Genomic DNA, 20,434 nt, shown 5'->3' with positions numbered 1-20,434 from the left:
GATAGATGCCTGTCAGGCCATCGACACAAACGCCCCAGAGCTCGCAGCATTAACGCCAATGAACAGTAATATTATCCCTGCAGCCAGACGCATAGCCAAAACCATTCTCAACGGTTTTGAAGCCTATTTTGCCGACTTCCAGAACCTTACTCTGGGAGCCAAAACCCGATTTGAGCAAGGCAACTGGCAGGCCGTTCAGCAATCACATTTCAATCGCATTGAACTCTACAAGAGTAAAGTAAATCAGGTCATGGATCTGGTCGGCAGCGTTACCAGCAAAGACGTCAACAATCTGGAGCTCTGGAAGATGGCTCGCCTGGCCTACAGCCAACTGGTCTGTGATCACAGCAATTACGAAATTGCTGAAACCTTCTTCAACTCGGTGTTTTGCGCTCAGTTCAGTCATCAGCACATTCACGACAGCCATCTGTTTGTTAAACCCTCTCGCAGTCTCGATGACAAACCACTCAAGCGTTACAGTATTTACATGAGCTACGACATCAATCATTCCCTACCCGAAGTATTGAACGTCATGCTCGATGACTTTGAGTTTTCGGTTCCCTGGGAAGATAAAGAGCGCGATGTCGCCAATCTCTGTGCTTGCATGAAACCATACTGTCAGAGCGAAAAACTGAAGCAGGTGCACATCGACATTCTGGAGTCGGTATTTTATCGCAACAAGTGCGCGTACCTGGTTGGCAGAATTCGCCACCATAACGGTCTTATCCCCATCGTTATTCCTGTGCTCAACAATGAGAAAGGCGGGCTTTACATCGACACCGTGATCCTCGATCAGGACAGCGCCAGTATCATTTTCAGCTTTACCCGTTCGTACTTTATGGTCGATGCACCCATTCCCTCTCGGCTGGTGCGTTTTCTCAATACCCTGATGCCCAACAAAGAGTTAACCGAGCTCTACACGGCCATCGGTTTTAATAAGCACGGTAAAACAGAATTCTATCGCCACATCATTGAGCATATGAAACGCAGTGATGATCAGTTTGTTATAGCACCAGGCATCAAGGGGATGGTTATGAGTGTTTTTACTCTGCCCTCTTACGACGTAGTTTTCAAAGTCATCAAAGACAAATTTGATTATCCCAAGCAGGTCACGGAGAAAATCGTCAAAGAAAAATACAAGCTGGTGTCGCGCAGTGAGCGTGCTGGCCGCATGGCGGATACTCAGGAATACAAAAATTTTATCTTTTACCGCAACCGCTTTAGCAGTGAGCTACTTGATGAATTGATGAAAGTGGCCCCCTCCAAAATCATTCTCACCGACAAGTGGGTGATCATCCGTCATCTCTATACTGAGCGACGAATGATACCGCTGAACCTTTATCTGCAAACAGCCGATGACGAAGCCATATATGATGTTATGGATGAATACGGCAACGCCATAAAGCAACTGGCCGATGCCAATATTTTTCCCGGCGATATGCTGCTCAAGAACTTTGGCGTTACCCGCCATGGTCGCGTGGTATTTTACGACTACGATGAGATTGTCCTGATCACTGAATGTAACTTCCGCAAGATCCCTGAACCCCGAACCGAAGCGGAAGAAATGGCAGACAGACCATGGTACACAGTTGCAGAAAACGACATATTCCCGGAGGAGTTTCGATTGTTCTTCAGCGGCAACCCCAAAGCCAAAAAGGCCTTTGAGGAACAGCACAGCGATCTCTATGATTATCACTACTGGCAGGGCATTCAGGACTCCATAGAGCGCGGCGTCATTCGTAACACCTTTGCCTACCGTAAAAAAATTCGCTTCAACCGGCCCTAATCAACCGATCACATTCAACCGGCCACAGCCAGTTGCGCAATGTCACACAACCAAGGTTGACGCCATGGCCACCAGAGTGGCCAACACCGGAATCGCCACCGTAATCACCGCCAGATCCTTATAGGCTTCACGGTGTGTCTGACGGGTAATGGTCAACATCGCCACCACCGCGCCGCAATGAGGCAGTGAATCAAATCCGCCGCTGGCCATAGTCGCCAGTCTGTGCAATTCACCGGCAGAAATACCCATAGCGAGATAATCCTGCGCCATGGTTTCCATAAAGATCTGTAGCCCCCCCGAGGAAGACCCCACCAGTGCCGAAGTCAAACTGACGGAAACAAACATCGAAATCAGCGGTGGCAAGTCCACCTGCATAATAGCATTGGTAAATTGCTGAAAACCTTCGGTCTGAGTGACAATGCCGCCAAAGCCAATCACCGCTGCGGTATTCAGCAGCGGCATAATGGCATCTTCCGCGCCCTTGCTCAGTGATTGCACCGGATGTCGCCGCAAAACCGGAAATAAAATCACACAACAGACACTGCCAATCAGCAACGCAATGCTGGGCCAGATAATGGGCTGGGCATTAGCAAAAGTGATCAGAGCGGCGACTGAAGAGCCTGCACTCATATCAGTAACACTATCGACTAACAGTCGGGGAATAATAATGGCCAGTAATACCGTCACCAGCGGGATAAGCGCTAAAAACCAATGGGGCATTTCCTCATCACTGTCATCGGTCTGAGTGATTTCACCGGGTGCAGGGACAAACTTTTCACCATTACGAATGGCCTTGAGGCGCTCAGACTCAAGATACCAGAGACCACATCCAAGCATTACAAAGGTGGCAATAATGCCGTAGATGGCGCCTGCAAAAAGATCCGTGCCCAAGGCCACAGAGGAAATGACATTCTGTACGGAAGGAGTACCCGGCAGTGCCGTTAATGTAAAAGTGCCACTACCCAGAGCGATGGCGGCCAACAACAAGCGCTTGGGGATATCAGCTTCCTGCAGCAATCTTAATCCAAGCGGATAGATGGCAAAAATTACAATAAACACCACCACGCCGCCATAGGTCAGCATGGCACTGGCCAGTGCCGCAATCAACAGCGCGCGATGGGGTCCCAGTTTGCGGGAAAGGACGATGGCAATACTGGCTGCCGCATGACTCTCCCCCATCACCCGGCCAAAAATGGCCCCGCAGACAAATAACAGGAAAAACTTACCGGCAAAGGTAAAGGCTCCCAGAGGGCCAAAGCTGTAGTACTGACTGAAGCTTTCAGCCAAAGGTAACTGATTGGTAGCTATGATCAGCAGAGAACTGACCAGTGAAGCAAAGATGACATTGATTCCACGCAGCGCCATTACAATCAGCACAGCCAGAGCCAGAACCAAACCCAGGTTCTCCAGCATAGATAAATCCTTGAGGTAATTGTTATTTTTATTAAACCAATCCGGCCAACAACTGGTTACGGGTGAGTTTCTTGTTCGAGAACGGAAGTCTTTTCTTTTTCTTTAAGACTGTCAATATCCAAACGTTTCGGAAGCCTTATCGTAAACACACTGCCCTCACCAAACTCGCTGTTGACAGTTATTTTCCCACCCTGCATGGAGACAAATTCATTGGCCAGCACCAATCCCAAACCGGTGCCTTCCACTCGCTGGGTGATACCTGATTCCAATTGCGTAAACCGGGTAAACAGTTTGGGCAGATCCTCCTGTTTGATACCGATGCCGGTATCTTCCACGGCTATTTGAACCCAATCATTATCGTCTGTGACACGAATGACAACTCGACCAACATTGGTGTACTTAATGGCATTGGATACAAGGTTAAGCAGAGTCTGGACCAGTTTCTTCCTGTCCAGATAAACCAGAATATCGTAGCCCGGAAGTTCATCGGACAGCGACAAATTCCTGTCACCAGCCTGAGTCGACATCGTCAGTTGCACATCGCGAACCACACGATTCAACTCAAATTGCTCAGGGTGAACATTCATACGGCCGGATTCAATCTTCGAAACATCCAAAATTTCATTGATCACCTGCAACAGGTGCTGTCCATTGCGTTCAATGGTTTCCAGTGCATCCATATGCCGTGGGCTCAGTTCCCCCTTTAACTTTCTGATCAAACGTTGGGAAAAACCAATAATGGAATTCAACGGGGTTCGAAGTTCATGGGACATACCCGCCAGAAAATCACTCTTGACCCGACTGGCATGCTCCGCCCGGTTTCTCTCTTTCTCAAGCTCGCGCAGTAATAACAGACGTTCGGTAACGTCTATCTGGATAATTAAAATCCGGTTTTCACCACTCTCGGTATTCATTAATGGGACGGCAGAGGTATCCAGCCACACCGTATTACCGCTGTCGTTGGAAAAGCTGATATCAGCGCGCCAGATCTGTCCGTTGCGCATTTTTTCCCAGCCCTGGCGGTAGAATTCCTCGTCATGCAGTCCAGAGCGAAACAGCGAAACCGATCGCCCGATTAATTCTTCGCGAGGACAGTTACAGAATTCCAGCAAGTTGTCGTTGCAATCGACAATAACACCGTTCTCGTCAATCGTAGAAAGCAGGGAAATTTTATTGAGCGCCTCACGAATTCTCTGCTCATGATCGAACACGCCCCGTAACTGCAGAGCCAGATGGTTAAACGACGCAGTAACTTCCGATATTTCATCGTGACCTTTTACATCGATGGGAGTAAAGGGGCGGTCGGGCTTATAGCCCCCCATTTTTACAATCAAATCCTGCAATGGCATCAACCGGCTATGAATGTAGAGAGCACTGGCAGCAAAAACCAACACCATTAAAATCAGCGTGAATAACAGCACCCACGATTGCAACTGATACAACTCGGAAAACAGACTATCCAGCGGGGCATTAAGAACCGCATAGAGATAATAGGGATTTGCCACGCTGCCCACATTAAAGCGCTGTATCATAATCACCCGATCGCCATCGTCACTGTAAAACAGATGAGATAAACCAGCCCCCTGCTCCAGAAACGCCGCAGCCTCTGGCCAATCTGAAGCGATATTGCCATTTTCATTCATCAGATTATCCATCTCATCATCTGATTTAGAAGGCAAAACATAGTCGCCATTGATCGTAACAAAATTACCCCGGGTATCTGACAAGCCGGAATCCAGAAACGCCAGAAAAGACCGTTCCTGCTGGAAAAAAGAGCCGACATTGGCCTGCAGACTCATAACCCCCAGCGGATCACCCGTGGATGAAACCACTGTTGTCGATAACATCACAAACGGAATGGTCACCTCAGATCCGGCGCTATTGACGTGCCGCAGCACTTTGATGGGGGTCGTGTGTACAGCCCCGTCAGCCAGCCCGTCGACCAACGCCTTGAGCTGATTCGGTCCAGACTGGTAGTAAACACTGGCTGCTACTGACTCTATTTGCTGACCCTGCCGGGCAATGTAGAAGGCTTCTGGGATCTTCCCGTCGAAGGGCAAAAACTGAATCTGGATGATATGCCGATGGCTGGCCATAAAACTGCGCAGCAGCTGGGTGTAGTGTGCAGACGACTCAGAAGTTGCCGCTTGCGAACCATAATCCCCGGCCGGCATGGCGCTCGCCAGAAACCGCAGATCTGAGCGCAACTCTTCTGACTTAAGCTCCAATCGCGTCGTGGCAACTTTCAGATCCTGCTGGATTGACTGAACAATGCGCTCCGATACAAGAGAACCGTATTCGCGATTGTTAACGTAAGTCACTACGCCAACGATAAAAAGAATGCTGACACCAACCAGAACAACCAATCTGGTAGCCAATGAATTGAGCATGAATAAACCCGTTTGTACAACCTGAGACCAATCCAGCCTCTTACAACAATACCCGGCAGCACAGAGTGTAACTGTTTTGCTCACTCTGCGCTCTGTTAATGCGCCAATGATTGAAGGGTACCGGGGGGTTGTATAAGCTTGGCCATCGGGCGTCGAAGTACGCTCATTAATTGAATCAAGACCCTGCCGATATCTTAGGATCGCATCTATGACCGAGGTAATCACTGCGCCTGAAGCAGATGAACAGATTTCCCTGAAAACCTACGCCGAGAAAGCCTACCTGGACTATTCCATGTACGTCATTCTCGACCGGGCCCTGCCCAATATCGGCGATGGTTTAAAGCCCGTACAACGACGCATTGTGTACGCCATGAGCGAGCTGGGGCTCAAGGCCTCAGCAAAGTACAAGAAGTCGGCGCGAACCGTGGGTGATGTAATTGGTAAATTTCACCCGCACGGTGACTCGGCCTCTTACGAAGCCATGGTGCTGATGGCGCAGCCTTTTTCATACCGCTACACCCTGATCGACGGTCAGGGCAACTGGGGCTCCCCCGATGACCCCAAGTCCTTTGCGGCGATGCGTTACACCGAGTCAAAGCTGACCAAATACAGTGAAGCGCTCTTATCCGAGCTGGGTCAGGGCACGGTTGATTGGGTTCCCAATTTCGACGGCACTCTGAAAGAGCCCGCTGTTCTTCCGGCCCGGGTACCCAATGTCCTACTCAACGGCACCACCGGTATAGCCGTGGGCATGGCCACAGACATTCCTCCTCACAACCTGCGTGAGGTGGTCAATGCCACCGTACATATGCTGGAAAACCCCAAGGCAACGGTGGCCGATCTTATTGAGCATATTCCCGGGCCTGATATGCCCACTGATGCCGAGATCATTACGCCTCCGGCGGATCTGCAGAAGATGTATGAAACTGGCCGGGGCAGTGTGCGCATGCGTGCCAAGTGGAGCAAAGAAGACGGCGACATTGTGGTCACCGCTCTGCCCCATCAGGTCAGTGGCGCCAAAGTGCTGGAGCAGATCGCGGCTCAGATGCAGGCTAAAAAGTTACCGATGGTGGTGGATTTGCGCGATGAATCTGACCATGAAAACCCCACGCGTCTGGTGATTGTACCGCGCTCCAACCGCATCGATATGGACGAGGTGATGAATCACCTGTTCGCCACCACCGATCTGGAGAAAACCTACCGCGTCAATCTCAACATGATCGGTATCGATGGCCTGCCCCAGGTAAAATCGCTGGACAAGATCCTCAGCGAGTGGCTCAGCTTCCGCACCGTCACCCTGCGCCGCCGTCTGGAACATCGCCTCAAAAAAGTCGAAGAACGATTGGAGCGATTGGCGGCCTTGATGATCGTCTTCCTCAATGTCGATGAAGTGATTGAAATCATCCGCAACGAGGACGAGCCCAAACCGGTACTGATGAAGCGCTTCAATCTCAACGAAGCTCAGGCAGAGTACATTCTTGAAACCAAGTTGCGACAATTGGCGCGTCTGGAGGAGATGAAAATCCTTCAGGAGAAGGAAGCACTGGAGGGCGAGCGAGACAAACTGAAGCAGACACTGGACAGTGCCCGACGTCTGAAAACCCTGCTCAAGAAAGAACTACTGGCCGCTGCCGAAGAATTTGGCGATGAGCGCCGCTCACCGATTGTGCAACGTCAGGAAGCTCAGGCCTTCAGTGAAACCGATCTGCTGGGCAGTGACCCGGTTACCGTGGTGATTTCCGATAAGGGCTGGATTCGAGCCGCCAAGGGCCACGATATGGACCCAACCGCTCTCAACTACAAGGCCGGCGACGGTTACAAACTGTCCGCACAGGGCAAGACCAATCAAAACGCCATTCTGCTGGATTCCACCGGCCGCAGCTACGCCATTGCAGCCCACACCCTGCCTTCGGCACGAGGACAGGGCGAACCGGTCAGCGGGCGCCTTAACCCACCCAGCGGTGCCACCTTTGACGGGCTGTTGATGGGCAACAACGAGGAGCCTGTACTGCTGGCATCCGATGCCGGTTATGGGTTTGTGACCAAGCTTGGTGACCTCTACGCCAAAAACAAAGCGGGTAAAGCAGCACTGACCCTGCCCAAGGGCGGTCAGGTCATGGCGCCACTCAAGATCCGCAATGCCGAAACTGACCTGCTGGCCGCCATCAGCAATGAAGGCCGCATGCTGGTATTCCCAGTGGCCGAGCTCCCGGTACTGGCACGAGGCAAAGGCAATAAAATCCTCAATATTCCCTCCGCGCGGGTTTTAAGCCGGGAGGAATATATGGTCGCTCTGGTTGTCATCAGCGAAGGGGAGCAGCTGGCCATTTACTCGGGTAAACGTCACCTGACTCTGAAAGCATCGGATCTCGATCACTACCGAGGTGAACGAGGACGCCGGGGCAACAAACTGCCCCGAGGATTTCAGAAAGTGGACAGCGCAGCGATTAAAAGCTAATCATACGCCTCCCCTGACCGGGGGAGGCACAACCCAGCTGAACCTGCTAGGCTGAACAAAACAATAAGAAGCCACTGACCATGTCCGAACACCGCAATAGCCCAAGAGTGCCAATGAAAACCCGGATTCGTATCAGCCACGAATCCATCGGTGAAATTGAAACCACCACCCGAGACATCTCCAACAGTGGTGTCTTCCTGTTTATGGAAGATGTGCCGCTGCCAGAAATAGGCTCGATCGTAAAAGGGCAGGTTCAAGGCCTTCCAGGCGGTGACGCTCCGATCGTAGATATGGAAGTGGTTCGCCTGGACCCGGAAGGCATTGGCCTTCGCTATCTCAACACCGGGGAATAACCCGCCCTTTCCGACACCTTCTGTCGCTTATATTTGTACGGTGACGAACGGCTCGGTCACAGAACCAAGATCCAACTCAACCTGACAAAGAATAACCTGACTACTTCTAACCTGTTGATCCAGCAGCGCTCGCTTGATTGCCACACTGCGCTGTTTGCCCATCAGCAGAAGCTGTTGGATCTGATCGTCCGTCAGCTGTAAACCGGCTTTGGGCATGGTTTTCAATCCCAGCATACTCATGGCATCTTGCGCCGTGACCTTGGGACAAAAGCTCAAACTCAACTGCTGCTTAGACGTTAACAAACCGGAAAGCTCCTTAAGCCTTTGCATCTGCTCGGACGTCAAACTGGCATTGCCAGGCGGGAAGTAAAAAGGATCAAAGCGCAACTTCATGGCCGAACCCGCCACAGCCGAAGCAATATTAACCAGACCAAAGGGCGTGTAATAATTGATCACCGCCTGAGTCAGGGCCTTGCGAAACACCACCCCCATAACCTGAGCCAGCGAAAAATTTGGATCGCTGATATCACCATCAACGGGAATCTCTACCGTAATCCGGTCATCACCATCGCGCAGCAAATCGAGCGCCATAGCCACCGGTAAATCCTGAGTTTCTTCACCCTCTGCCAATTCATTTCGCGAGAGGCTTTCCATATAAAACTTTTCCAGCACCAGCTCGGACATAATATCCAGCTGATCCTCCTCGATCGCTACGGTCAGGGTTTCATTGATGTGGCCCTGCTGAATCTTATATTGCAGATTGCGCTCAACATAGGGCGATACTGGCAACGCATCAAAGCCTTCTATTCGCGCATCAAACGCCAGATTGACCTTTTCGGTAAAGGGTTTGACCCAGCCCTTGAGGCTGGCGGAGGAAAAATCATTGAGCGCTACCGCAAAATCAATCTCGGTTTGGTGCTGTGGCATCGAGGTATCAATACCCTGCACGGCCAGACGAACATCATTAAGCGTTTGCTTCACTTGGGGTTGAACACCTTCATCCAACCAAAAAACTCTGGAACCCTGCCCCAAAGAAAATTGATTCAGCGTCAACACCAGTGCGCCCTCCTGACCTGCAACAGAGGGGTCAGCCTGCGGCTGCGGTTGTTCGGTGTCATTTTTAGCCGGCAACAAAGCCGACAGTGATTGCTGCAACGCATTGACCCGCGGCTGAATCGGCAAGACGCCGTTACTGTCCCGATGTACCATTACCCCCAGACCCGCCAACGACAAGCTCTCCAAATCGGCACGTGGTTCCTTCAAAGAGTAAGCCATGTCCTGCAACCCAATCGCCTGCAATGACAAGTAGTAAGGCTGCACATCAACCATGGTCAGAGATGCCTCACGAGCCAAAACCTGCAGAGATTCAAGACTGAGATTCGCCAAAGTCAACGTATCGGCTTGCAGCTGTAACTGCTGCATCGTGATCGCCCCCAATCGCAGCACACTTTGCCCGGGAAGCTGATCCTTGATTGCCAGTTGTTGTAACTGAGCGCCAGGCAACTGGACACTGATGTCTTTATCCAGCACCAGCGACAGGGTTTGCGGAATATTGAATGATCTGAAATCCAGACAATAATCAGCCAACATCTGCCCCGCACTGCTGGCGTTGGCACAGGCGCCGATATTCTCCAGAGCCAACCGATCGACTTCAACGACAAAGGGCGAAGCCGATGCATCGGCTTCCGCCCCTGCCTGCGAATCGGGGGCGTTCGGGGTATTGCCACCAGTGCTGAGCAATTTTTCCAAATTCAGCCCCGCCAGCCACTGCTGGTTATCACGCTTACTGGCCTGCAGGTACAAACCATCAACACTGAATTCTGTAATCTGCAGGCGATTCTCCCTGAGCGGAAGCCAGCTGATATCCACAATCAAATCGTCCAGCTGCAACACCCTCTCACCATTGCGCAGTGCCTTGAGACCGGATAATTGCACGCGACCAACAACCGGGGCGATTTCAACATGAGCCAGTTCTGCCTCAATACCCTGTTGGGCAAACCAGTGCTCAACAGCGGTACGAATACCCAGTGGTAATAACGTGAAGACCAATAACAGGATCAGAAAAATCAACAACAGGGTATGTCCCCCCCAGCGCAGTAAACGACGGGAGAAGGTGGAATCAGTACCGGGCATAAACTTCACTCAACAGAAAGATAAAAATGACAGAAATAGGCCTAGATAAAAGCCATAGTCTATTCTCTAACAGTAGAACAACAAACGGGATTCTTGCATGAAAGCATCAGATTTAATGGTTCAGTGTCTGGAAGAGGAAGGCGTAGAGTACATCTTTGGCGTACCGGGTGAAGAAAACGCCGATTTTATGATATCTCTGGAACAGTCTGAAAAAATAAAATTCATATTGACCCGCCATGAACAGGGCGCAGCTTTTATGGCAGAGATATACGGGCGGCTTACCGGAAACCCCGCCGGTTGTCTGGGCACACTTGGACCAGGCGCGACCAATCTGATCACCGGCGTGGCTGATTCCAATATGGACCGTGCTCCCATGCTGGTACTTACCGGTCAAGGCGCCTCTACCCGCTTACACAAAGAATCCCATCAGGTCATGGATGTGGTGGATATGTTCAAGCCAGTGACCAAATGGGCGACCACCATCTGGCATCCAGAAAACATCCCGGAAATCATGCGTAAAGCGGTGCGTTTGGCCCGAACCGAAAAGCCCGGTGCCGTATTGGTGGAACTGCCGGAAGACATCGCCAAACTTCCCGTCAATAAAACGCCGCTGCCCGTGAAAAAATTCCGTCGCCCGGTACCCGCCGACAAAATTATCGACATGGCTTACGAGCGCCTGAAGAATGCCAAGCGTCCCATCATCATTGCCGGTAACGGTTGCATTCGCAAACGCGCCAGCAAACAATTAAGAATTTTCTGTGAGAAAACAGGTATTGGTGTACTGAGTACGTTTATGGCCAAAGGTTGTGTGGACATGGATGCGCCCTATTGCCTCTATACCATCGGTCTGGGCTCCAAAGACATACCCGCCTGCGCCATCGATGCCGCGGATCTGGTCATCACCATTGGCTATGACATGGTGGAATACCACCCCCGCCTCTGGAATGGTGAAGACACCAAAGAAGTCCTGCACATTGACTTCCTGCCGGCAGAAATTGACGAACACTACCACCCGGAAACAGAAGTTGTCGGAGATCTGGCCCACTCCCTGTGGATGCTCAATGAAAGACTCGACAATGACCCCAGCCCCACCAACTTCGATCTGCAACAGCAGCAATCTGTGCGCGAGCAAATGACTGAAGAGTTTGACCGCTACAGCAACGATGATACATCGCACACCATCAAACCCCAGAAAGTGTTGAGCGATGCTCGCACCGTGATGGGCGCTCACGACATCCTGCTATCGGACGTCGGTGCTCACAAAATGTGGATCGCAAGGCACTATCAATGCCACGAACCCAATACCTGCCTGATACCCAACGGCTTTTGCTCCATGGGGTTTGCCCTGCCAGGTACCATTGCCGCCTCGATCGTCTACCCGGATCGCAAAATTCTGGGCATTTGCGGTGACGGTGGATTTCTTATGAACGTTCAGGAGATGGAAACCGCCAAGCGGCTCAACTGCCATATGACCATCATGGTTTGGGAGGACGGCGGCTATGGTTTGATCGGCTGGAAACAGACCAATGAATTTGGCCGCCATACGGATCTGGCTTTCGACAACCCGGACTGGGTACAACTGGCAGAATCCTTTGGCTGGTCAGGCCATCGGGTGGATCACAGCAAAGAGCTGAAGACGGTTCTGGAAGCGGCCTTAAATGAAGAGGGGCCCAGTCTGGTGGTACTGCCCATCGACTATAGGGAAAATATGGAACTCACCAAGCGCCTTGGTAAAATGACCTGCCCGATTTAAATCTGGCGGTTATTGAGCTGCTAGCCAATTGGTTGTCCCTAACGGGGCAGCCAATCACCTTTTGCCAGCCAGGCATCCAGATCCGTAACCGCCATGGGTTTACCAATGTGGTAACCCTGAGCTTTATCGGCACCCATGAGCTCCAGATGCCTGAGGATTTCCTCTTCCTCTACCCCTTCCGCGACTACCGTAAGCCCCAGGTTGTGGGCCAGATTAATGGTGGAATTGACGATGATGGAATCCTGCTCGTCTTCCAGAATGTCTTTGACGAAGGAGCAGTCAATTTTTAAGGAGGTGACTGGCAAGCGTTTGAGATAAGACAGTGACGAATAACCGGTACCAAAATCATCAATGGCCAGCGTAATCCCCAGCTCATTGATTTCCTGCAACGCCTTCAGCGCCCGATTGGGGTCGGCCATAATGGCACTTTCGGTGATTTCCAGTTCAAGGTGACTGGCCGGCACCTGATAACGGCGTAACAGCGCGGCGACTCGATCCACCAACTGATCATTCAACAGGTTCTGTGCCGACAGGTTTGCCGCCACAGTAAAATTGTAACCGCTATCCAACCACGCTCGGGCCTGCTTAATGGACTGCTCCAGCACCCACAATGTCAGAGGATGAATCACCTCACTGACTTCCGCCAGAGGGATAAACTCACCCGGCGGAATAAAACCCATTTCGGGGTGATTCCAGCGAATCAAAGCCTCAAAGCCATAGCACTGGCGATCGTTCAGTCGGATTTTAGGTTGGTAGTAGAGTTCCAGTTGGTTCTCGCGAATGGCTTTACCCAAATCATTGATCAGTGCCAGACGTTTGGGCGTATGGCGATCATAACTGGAGCGATACACCGACACACCATTTCTCTCGGACTTGGCATGGTACATAGCCACATCCGCAAAGCGCATCAAGGTGCTGATATCCTGAGCCTGATCCGGTGAGATGGTAATTCCGATACTGGCGCTGATTTCGGTATTGAAACCTGCCAGCTCAAACGGTTCACGAACAGCATCGAGAATTCGGTACCCCAGAACAACCGCCTGCTGATTACTGCGGATATTCGACAGCAGAATGGCAAATTCATCACCACCCAAACGGGTAACCAGTGCATTGTGCTCGGCTATTTCCAATTCAATCCGTGGGCCGATTTTTTCAGCAATTCATCACCGACGTGATGGCCCAGGGTGTCGTTGATCTCTTTAAAGCGGTCGAGATCCATCAGCATCAGGGCAAACTTTTTACCTCGGGTTTCCCTAAGCTTCTTCTCAAGCTCTTTATAGAGAAAACTGCGATTGGGTAACAGAGTCAGAGAGTCGTGGGTGGCCTGATACTCCAACTTTTCCAGATAGCGGCGTCGCTCGGTGGTATCCCGTGCCGTACCCCAGATTCTGACCAATTGCCCGTCTTCGACAATACCCATAATCGACATCTGATAATAACGACGGGAGTTTGCGTGAGTCGTAATAACCTCACGATCTTGCAGACGATAATTGTTGGCCAGAAAATCATTCAAATCTCCGGCAAAACTGTGCCCAACATCTTTGAAAAAGCGGGTACCAATACGGTCATTGAGATTCTGAAAATCAAACATTTCCGCCATCACGGAATTACTTTCAACCAGCACCCCGGATTGCTCAATGGCCAGTGTCTGCTCTGCATATGGCAGGCCGGTATTAACCGGCGGGCTCATATCAATACAGAAAACGGCCTCTGAACTGTTGGCAATAAAAGCCCGGTAACGGGTTTCACTCTCTTCCAGCGCTTTTTTGTAAGAGACGTCAGTGGTGACGTCCTTGAAAGTCACCATAACCCCGGTTACCTCGCCGGCACCGTTCTTGGTCGGTACCTTATCGACCCGGTACCAGTAGTGTTGACCATGGATGGTGAAGTTTTCCAGCGTATCGTAAAGCGCAACGCCACTATCGATCACTTGTTGCAGCTCTGACTGACAACGCTGTGCCGAACCGGCCCCCGGCACAACCTGAGCAAAAGGTTTTCCTACCGCTTCAAAACGGGGAACAATTCTTTCCGCTTCCTGATTACCCTGCTTGATACAACCCCGGGTATCCAGATACCAGATAGGAGATCGAATAGAGTCGAGCAGCCCCTGCAGTTCAGCCTTCTGATCCAGTAAGCGATGCTCCAGCGTATCCGGCCTCTGGCTTGCTTCATTGGGGTGTATAACCCCCGCAACCTTCATACAGGCCTTGCCTTCCGGCATGATCTCAGGGCAGCCCCAGATAAAACCTTTCTGCTTACCCTTTGCCGTCTGCAGCATGACTTCGGTAAAGAAGGGTTCTCGATTTTGGATGGATTTACCGGCCAGAGACAGAAAATATTCACCACCATCTTCTGAAATCAGCGGTAAAAACTCCATCAGATTGGAGGCTTTGGCATTAAAGAAATTGTTGAAGTGCTCGTTACATTCAACCAGGCCGGTATCAATATTCCAGCTCCAGGCAGGCATAGCGGTATCAAACAGCTTTGCTTTTAGCGTGCTATCAGCTTTCTGTACAAGGCTTAGCTTGATATTGCTCACACTGGTTTACCCCGGCCGAAAAATCGAACTCTCAGGCTGCATTCCCGCGCAATACAGTACCGACTTGCTTTAAACAACAGATCAGGCACTGCAGTCTCCTCCAGCAGAGCTGGTAGAGATTTTAAGTATAGACGCCGATTTGGACTGAGGAACATTTTCCACTCTGCCTAGTAATGGGGAGGACGTTCATCCCCGGAAACGGGGCCAGTCAAGGAGCTTGCACTCTCCAGCTGTTTCATTTTTTCAGCGAAGTAACGCAACTGTTCTTGTAGCTTGGAGATATTGGCATCCTGTTCAGCAATTACATCATTCAGTTCCTGAAGATTGTCCTCCTGAAAGGACACCCGCATCTGCAGCTCCTGAATCTGCTCAAGCAACTCTTCACAGTCTTTGTCTTTTGTCATCCACCAACCTCGAACACCCCCGCCATACGGCACACCCTTTTAAATTTAAAAAGAAATTTAGAAAGGTCATGCAACTTACTGTTTTTATTATATTAGTACGGCTCAATTAACTACTTATGAACATACACAATGGCGCTGACAATTACAAAGCAAAAACTACCAAAAGCAGTGATTTGGCGCGTAATTCAAGAATTGGAGTTAGAAGCGATGCCGTGATCGCCTTTTGGCGTCAGGAACGACGCCCAAGATCGGATCCGCAGTGCTTGCAATGAAAGGCATCGGACTCGTGTCCGGCGTGATGACAATTTGGGCAAACAATCTGGGTCCGTTCTTTCTGCATCTCACTGGCCAATTCAGCCGTCAGAATGCCGGTAGGAACAGCAATAATGGAATAACCGGTCAACATGGCCGCTGAAGCAATAAACTGTCCCATCACGGTGTGCGGCGTGATGTCGCCGTATCCAACCGTGGTAATGGTTACTATGGTCCAATAAATACTTTTCGGAATGCTGGTAAAACCGTGCTCTGGCCCCTCAACAATGTACATCAAAGAACCAAAAATGGTTGAGAGCACCAATACGGTTGAGAAGAATACGAAAATCTTACGACGGGACATCTTCATCGACCGCACCAGAATATTGGCCTCAGACATGTACTGTACCAACTTCAGAACACGAAACACCCGCAATACCCGCAATACCCGCACTATCAACAGATAACGGGCATCGGTAAAGAACAGCCCCAAATAGGTCGGCAGAATGGACAGCAGATCCACAATCCCGTAAAAACTACGAATATAGGCCCAGCGTCTTTCGGTTACATAAATTCGCACCAGATACTCCAGGGTGAAAACCACCGTAAAGCCCCACTCGATCATGATCAGCCACTCACCCCATTCCTGCTCAATCCAGCTGACAGTCTCAAGCATCACCAGCAACACACTGATCACAATCAACCAGATCAGAACGAGATCAAAGGTTTTACCGGAAGGCGTATCATGACCGAAGATGATAATATTGAGTTTGCGTTGCAGGGCTGTGCGCTTCATTAAAAATCCCTTGAGGTAATGACCAAAAGCCTTGTAAGAATGTATGACAGAATTATAACCACACCACCGGGGAAACCAACGTGGCACTATTACTCAAACCTCTGCGCTGCCCCTATTGCAGCGAACCCATGGACAAACGCCTGTTACGCCGAGAAGGGCTACTTCAGGATTTCCTCAAAAGTGAAAAATTTCCCTGCCCCCATTGCAGCAATCAAGTTCGGTTCCCGGAAAAAGCCGACACCATGGCATCTATGGGTATTTTCGTAGCCGTCATTCTCGCGCCTCTATTCCACTTCTGGGAAGTACAGTTGATGGATACCCGCTACCTGTTTGCCCTTGGTGTCGCCATTTTTGTCGCCGGCAGTCTGACGCTAAAACTGGAAAAGGCCGGCAAGGCAGCGGATAAGACCGGGCATGGGGACATCAAGCAATGAACCCGCGAAACAAAAACTCCAAATTGGTCTACTCCACCGACATGGGTCGTATTAAAGAGGCCCCGGAAGCCGCCGCCACTCCTGAGGGCGACGGCATTGTCAGGCTGCACCGGGAAACCAAAGGTCGCAAAGGCAAGGGCGTAACTCTGATCAAAGGCGTACTGGAAAAGCCCGACGCACTGAAAGCTCTAGCGAAAAAACTCAAGCAACAATGTGGTGTGGGTGGCAGCGTCAAAGACGGTGTTATTGAAATCCAGACCGACGATCGCCAGAAATTGAAAGAGTTGCTTGAGAAAGCCGGTTATAGCGCCAAAATAGCCGGAGGTTAAGCCTGCCCCCTCTGTTGGCACAGATTCTGCTCTATCTCTGAAAACCTTTTACAACGTCACTTTTTTGGCGGAGATGGATTATGGAAACAACAGAACTCTGGCTATTGATCGATACTTCGGTAAAAATCGCACTGGGCGCCATTATCGCCGCTGCTTGCCTCTGGCTGGCAGGCCGCAGAAACCCTCTGACCCCAACGGATAAGAGCAACCGCCGCATCGAAATTCTTGAAGATGTATCCAGCAACGTCGGCAACGTCAATCACATATTTGCCAAGTACTCTTCTCTGGTAATTGAATCCACCCGCTTTGGCAATCAGTGGCCTGAAGCCCGCAAGGAAGAGCTCACTCGAGTTAACAGCGAACTGGTGCAGGAGTTCAAAAAAATGGCGGATGCAGAAGCCAAACTGTTGATGCTGGGGGAGAAAGCTCTGGAAAAAACTCTGCGTCTCTACGGCGCCCGCATTGCTCACTTCCGCAAGCAGGTCTATGTTGGCCGCCAGGACATCAGCGAACAGGACATCGTTGCCTTAAAACAGGAAATTCTGAAACTGCGCGAACAGTTCTACGATATCCTGAGCCAAAAATACGACCGTCTGCTGACGGCATAAACTGTCCAATAAGCCACAGCCGAAAGGCTCAAGTGGGTACAACTTTAGTCCTGTAGAAACTGATCACTGCGTGGTTTAGAATGGCCGACCTCAAACCGGAGAGGCAAACATTCACACCATGCAAGCCAAAGAATATTTGATGGTCGGCGCGGTTGCCGTCCTGCTTACCAATGTTTCCATTGTGGCAACACTGCTTGCCACTGGCGCCATAGGTGATTCCGAAGAAGAGGTAGTAGAAGAACCGCAGCCAGAAGTTGCCGCGGAAGCCGCCGCTGAGCCGCAGCCACCCAAGCCAACCGTGATCCATTCGATGGCCAAAGCCATGTACGTCTGCGAAGACAAATTGTTGACCTCTTCCAGCGGTAAAGAAATCAGCCATCAGTTTGATACGGTCGCCAGTCGCTACACCCCGGATGAGAACAAGTACGTTATTTTTATTGAAACCCAAACTTCCAGCCGCAACAGTGCACCTCAAAAAGACAATAGCATCATCTGCGAAGTATCCGATCAGGATTTATCCGTCAAAGGCTGGAAGGTATTGCCGCTTTAACGGCCTCGCAGGTTAAAGACTGACGGTAACGGAAGCAGACACCTTGCAGGCCTTAGCTTTGGCGTCGTCTATTGATTCTCCCCGAGCCAAACCCACTCCCATTCGGCGTTGTCCGCTGACTTCAGGCTTACCAAAAAGACGCAATCCCGTGTCTGCCTCAAGCAGAGCATTCGCGAGATTACCAAAACACACATCCTGAGACTCACCTTCCACCAAAATCACCGATGACGCGGATGGACCATGCAACTTGATATTGGGTATTGGCAATCCAAGGATGGCTCGGGCGTGTAGGGCGAACTCCGAAAGATCCTGCGAAATCAGCGTAACCAGACCGGTATCATGTGGGCGTGGTGACACCTCACTGAAAATCACCTGATCGCCTTTGATGAATAACTCGACACCGAACAGCCCCCAGCCACCCAGCGCGGAAGTGATTTTTTCACCCATATCCCTCGCAGCTTGCAGTGCCTCAGCACTCATGGGCTGTGGCTGCCAGGACTCCTGATAATCACCATTTTCCTGACGATGACCGATGGGCTCGCAAAAACTGGTGCCATCACGATGGCGGACTGTCAGCAGGGTAATTTCATAATCGAAGTCCACAAAGCCCTCTACAATCACCCGGCCAGCTCCGGCGCGACCGCCTTCCTGAGCGTAGTCCCAGGCAGCTTGAATATCATCGCTGTTTTTTATGAGACTCTGGCCTTTGCCCGAGGAGCTCATAATCGGCTTAACCACACAGGGAATGCCGATACGGGCAACCGCTGCAGAGAAGGCATCAAAATTGTCTGCAAACTCATAGGGAGAGGTTTGCAAACCCAGCTCTTCGGACGCCAGACGCCGGATGCCCTCACGGTTCATGGTCAACTGGGCCGCACGGGCAGTCGGCACCACGGTAAAACCCTCGGACTCCAAGGCCACCAGAGTATCAGTGGCTATGGCCTCAATCTCCGGAACAATATAATCGGGCTTCTCGAGCTCAATCACCGACCTCAGAGCATCACCATTGAGCATCGACAGCGTATAGCTGCGGTCAGCAACCTGCATGGCTGGGGCATTTTCATAGCGATCACAGGCTATCACCTCGACACCCAGACGTTGCAATTCGATCACAACCTCTTTGCCAAGCTCACCCGATCCGCAGAGTAATACCCGGGTGGCGGTGCTGGAAAAAGGCGTACCAATTGTGACATCGACTGACTGTTGACTCATGGCAATGGTTCTCAGAAACAGGGAAAGTTAACTGGCAAAAGGGTTATTGGCACGGGCACGCTGAGCGCAGCGCTTCAGCACATCCATACGTTCATCATTATCAAACACCCCCCAGTGACTGATCTCTTTGCCGGTGCGATAACAACCGGTACACACATCATCCTCGTTGAGAACACAGATGGAGACACAGGGGGAACTGATGGGTCTCTCCCCCGGACGAACCGAGGTACCTACTTTCTTTACATCACTCATAAATTATTTACTGCTGTTTTACACGCGCCGCTGCTGCCAATGCCTGCTTACGGCGCTCTATATAAATTGGATCTTTAGACCAGTCCTTTTCCCGGGCCGGATTGGTACGCGATAACTCGCTGCCCCAGAACTGATTCAGGAATTCTACCATGAGCCGGGCGGTAAACCCCCAAATTTCATAGCCCTGATAGTCGTAGGCCGGCGACCAGACCGCCCCACCCTCGCGCGGGAATACATCGGTACGGGTTCGCTGATCTTTGAGAAAGAAAGACAGTGGCACTTCAAAAATGGCATCGAGCTCATCAGGATTGGGCTGCAGAGGCAGGTTTTCAGCCACCACCCCCACATAGGGCGTCACCTCTATACCCTGCCAGGTATGGGCTACCGGCAGATTGCAAATCACGTCCACCCAATCTGGTTGCATCCCAATTTCTTCATGGGTTTCACGCAACGCGGTTCGCATCAGACTCTCGTCCTGATCCTCCCACTTGCCACCCGGCAGAGAAACCTCACCGCTGTGGTTATTGAGGTGCATCGCCCTTTTGGTGAGTATCACCGATGGGTTTTGTTCATTGCTGGTCAGCGCCAGTAAAACCGCAGCGTGCTTGGGGTGACTGCCACGCTTTTGATTCAATGGCGTCGAAGCCTTTATATTCGTCGTAAGTTGGCTCAACATTTTTAAACATCATTTTTTAAACTACACCTTACACGCTACCGTAAAACGCTTAGTGTCGTCCATGAACATCTGCTTTATACTGGCTGGATAAATTCA

The 20,434-nt window shown here is 51.0% G+C and carries 18 protein-coding genes; 8 read left to right on the top strand and 10 right to left on the bottom strand.

Features of this window, described 5'->3' with window-relative positions; translation table 11 throughout:
* Positions 1-58: 58 nt before the first annotated feature.
* Complete coding sequence (gene aceK, locus ACPXV9_RS07055; protein ID WP_423895747.1) at positions 59-1,786, top strand: bifunctional isocitrate dehydrogenase kinase/phosphatase; 1,728 nt, start codon at positions 59-61, stop codon at positions 1,784-1,786.
* Between the two features lie 42 nt (positions 1,787-1,828).
* Here the strand turns inward: aceK and ACPXV9_RS07050 are convergent, their stop codons facing one another.
* Together ACPXV9_RS07050 and ACPXV9_RS07045 are read right to left on the bottom strand one after the other, a co-directional pair.
* Positions 1,829-3,199: a GntP family permease gene (locus tag ACPXV9_RS07050; RefSeq protein ID WP_423895746.1), complete on the bottom strand. Its 1,371-nt coding sequence runs from the start codon at positions 3,197-3,199 to the stop codon at positions 1,829-1,831.
* 56 nt (positions 3,200-3,255) lie between these two features.
* Entirely contained in the window at positions 3,256-5,589 is a 2,334-nt protein-coding gene (locus ACPXV9_RS07045) for an ATP-binding protein (protein WP_423895745.1), read from the bottom strand.
* A 208-nt stretch (positions 5,590-5,797) separates the two neighbouring features.
* Between ACPXV9_RS07045 and parC the strand changes: the two genes are divergently transcribed.
* Both parC and ACPXV9_RS07035 read left to right on the top strand, forming a co-directional pair.
* Positions 5,798-8,047 carry a DNA topoisomerase IV subunit A gene (parC, locus tag ACPXV9_RS07040; protein WP_423895744.1) on the top strand — a complete coding sequence of 750 codons (2,250 nt, stop codon included), beginning with the start codon at positions 5,798-5,800 and terminating at the stop codon, positions 8,045-8,047.
* 80 nt (positions 8,048-8,127) lie between these two features.
* A complete protein-coding gene (locus tag ACPXV9_RS07035; RefSeq protein WP_423895743.1) occupies positions 8,128-8,400 on the top strand; it encodes a PilZ domain-containing protein in 273 nt (90 codons plus the stop codon).
* Positions 8,401-8,427: 27 nt separating this feature from the next.
* On the opposite strand, the gene ACPXV9_RS07030 is transcribed toward ACPXV9_RS07035, so the two are convergent.
* Positions 8,428-10,533 carry a DUF748 domain-containing protein gene (locus tag ACPXV9_RS07030; RefSeq protein ID WP_423895742.1) on the bottom strand — a complete coding sequence of 702 codons (2,106 nt, stop codon included), beginning with the start codon at positions 10,531-10,533 and terminating at the stop codon, positions 8,428-8,430.
* A 97-nt stretch (positions 10,534-10,630) separates the two neighbouring features.
* On the opposite strand from ACPXV9_RS07030, the gene ACPXV9_RS07025 reads away from it, so the two are divergent.
* Positions 10,631-12,286, top strand: a complete 1,656-nt coding sequence (locus ACPXV9_RS07025; RefSeq protein ID WP_423895741.1) for an acetolactate synthase large subunit — start codon at positions 10,631-10,633, stop codon at positions 12,284-12,286.
* Between the two features lie 38 nt (positions 12,287-12,324).
* Here the strand turns inward: ACPXV9_RS07025 and ACPXV9_RS07020 are convergent, their stop codons facing one another.
* The 4 genes from ACPXV9_RS07020 to ACPXV9_RS07005 all read right to left on the bottom strand — a co-directional run bounded on the left by ACPXV9_RS07020 (position 12,325) and on the right by ACPXV9_RS07005 (position 16,277).
* Positions 12,325-13,416 carry a putative bifunctional diguanylate cyclase/phosphodiesterase gene (locus ACPXV9_RS07020; RefSeq protein WP_423895740.1) on the bottom strand — a complete coding sequence of 364 codons (1,092 nt, stop codon included), beginning with the start codon at positions 13,414-13,416 and terminating at the stop codon, positions 12,325-12,327.
* On the bottom strand, positions 13,407-14,753 hold the full coding sequence (locus tag ACPXV9_RS07015; RefSeq protein WP_423895739.1) for a diguanylate cyclase domain-containing protein: 1,347 nt from the start codon (positions 14,751-14,753) through the stop codon (positions 13,407-13,409). The genes ACPXV9_RS07020 and ACPXV9_RS07015 overlap by 10 nt, the downstream gene beginning before the upstream one ends.
* Before the next feature lie 239 nt (positions 14,754-14,992).
* Positions 14,993-15,229, bottom strand: a complete 237-nt coding sequence (locus ACPXV9_RS07010; RefSeq protein ID WP_423895738.1) for a SlyX family protein — start codon at positions 15,227-15,229, stop codon at positions 14,993-14,995.
* A gap of 229 nt (positions 15,230-15,458) precedes the next feature.
* Positions 15,459-16,277: an ion transporter gene (locus tag ACPXV9_RS07005; RefSeq protein ID WP_423895737.1), complete on the bottom strand. Its 819-nt coding sequence runs from the start codon at positions 16,275-16,277 to the stop codon at positions 15,459-15,461.
* Between the two features lie 80 nt (positions 16,278-16,357).
* On the opposite strand from ACPXV9_RS07005, the gene ACPXV9_RS07000 reads away from it, so the two are divergent.
* The 4 genes from ACPXV9_RS07000 (at position 16,358) to ACPXV9_RS06985 (ending at position 18,198) form a co-directional block, all read left to right on the top strand.
* On the top strand, positions 16,358-16,711 hold the full coding sequence (locus ACPXV9_RS07000; RefSeq protein ID WP_423895736.1) for a hypothetical protein: 354 nt from the start codon (positions 16,358-16,360) through the stop codon (positions 16,709-16,711).
* Positions 16,708-17,040, top strand: coding sequence for a stress response translation initiation inhibitor YciH (gene yciH / locus ACPXV9_RS06995; protein ID WP_423895735.1), 333 nt, complete (start codon positions 16,708-16,710; stop codon positions 17,038-17,040). Before ACPXV9_RS07000 ends, yciH begins: the two co-directional genes overlap by 4 nt.
* 80 nt (positions 17,041-17,120) lie before the next feature.
* Complete coding sequence (locus ACPXV9_RS06990) at positions 17,121-17,648, top strand: energy transducer TonB (RefSeq protein WP_423895734.1); 528 nt, start codon at positions 17,121-17,123, stop codon at positions 17,646-17,648.
* Between the two features lie 118 nt (positions 17,649-17,766).
* Complete coding sequence (locus ACPXV9_RS06985) at positions 17,767-18,198, top strand: hypothetical protein (RefSeq protein WP_423895733.1); 432 nt, start codon at positions 17,767-17,769, stop codon at positions 18,196-18,198.
* 12 nt (positions 18,199-18,210) lie between these two features.
* On the opposite strand, the gene purT is transcribed toward ACPXV9_RS06985, so the two are convergent.
* The 3 genes from purT to ACPXV9_RS06970 are packed head-to-tail and all read right to left on the bottom strand — an operon-like array spanning position 18,211 to position 20,338.
* A complete protein-coding gene (gene purT, locus ACPXV9_RS06980) occupies positions 18,211-19,410 on the bottom strand; it encodes a formate-dependent phosphoribosylglycinamide formyltransferase (RefSeq protein WP_423895732.1) in 1,200 nt (399 codons plus the stop codon).
* A 27-nt stretch (positions 19,411-19,437) separates the two neighbouring features.
* Positions 19,438-19,662 carry a DUF1289 domain-containing protein gene (locus ACPXV9_RS06975; RefSeq protein ID WP_423895731.1) on the bottom strand — a complete coding sequence of 75 codons (225 nt, stop codon included), beginning with the start codon at positions 19,660-19,662 and terminating at the stop codon, positions 19,438-19,440.
* Between the two features lie 7 nt (positions 19,663-19,669).
* Positions 19,670-20,338: a CoA pyrophosphatase gene (locus ACPXV9_RS06970; protein WP_423895730.1), complete on the bottom strand. Its 669-nt coding sequence runs from the start codon at positions 20,336-20,338 to the stop codon at positions 19,670-19,672.
* Positions 20,339-20,434 lie beyond the last annotated feature (96 nt).

Source organism: Candidatus Pelagadaptatus aseana, assembly GCF_040362265.1.
GTDB classification, from domain to species: Bacteria; Pseudomonadota; Gammaproteobacteria; order Pseudomonadales; family Cellvibrionaceae; genus Pelagadaptatus; species Pelagadaptatus aseana.
Note: the sequence above shows the minus strand (reverse complement) of the source record. Positions and strands in the feature narration are given on the sequence as shown.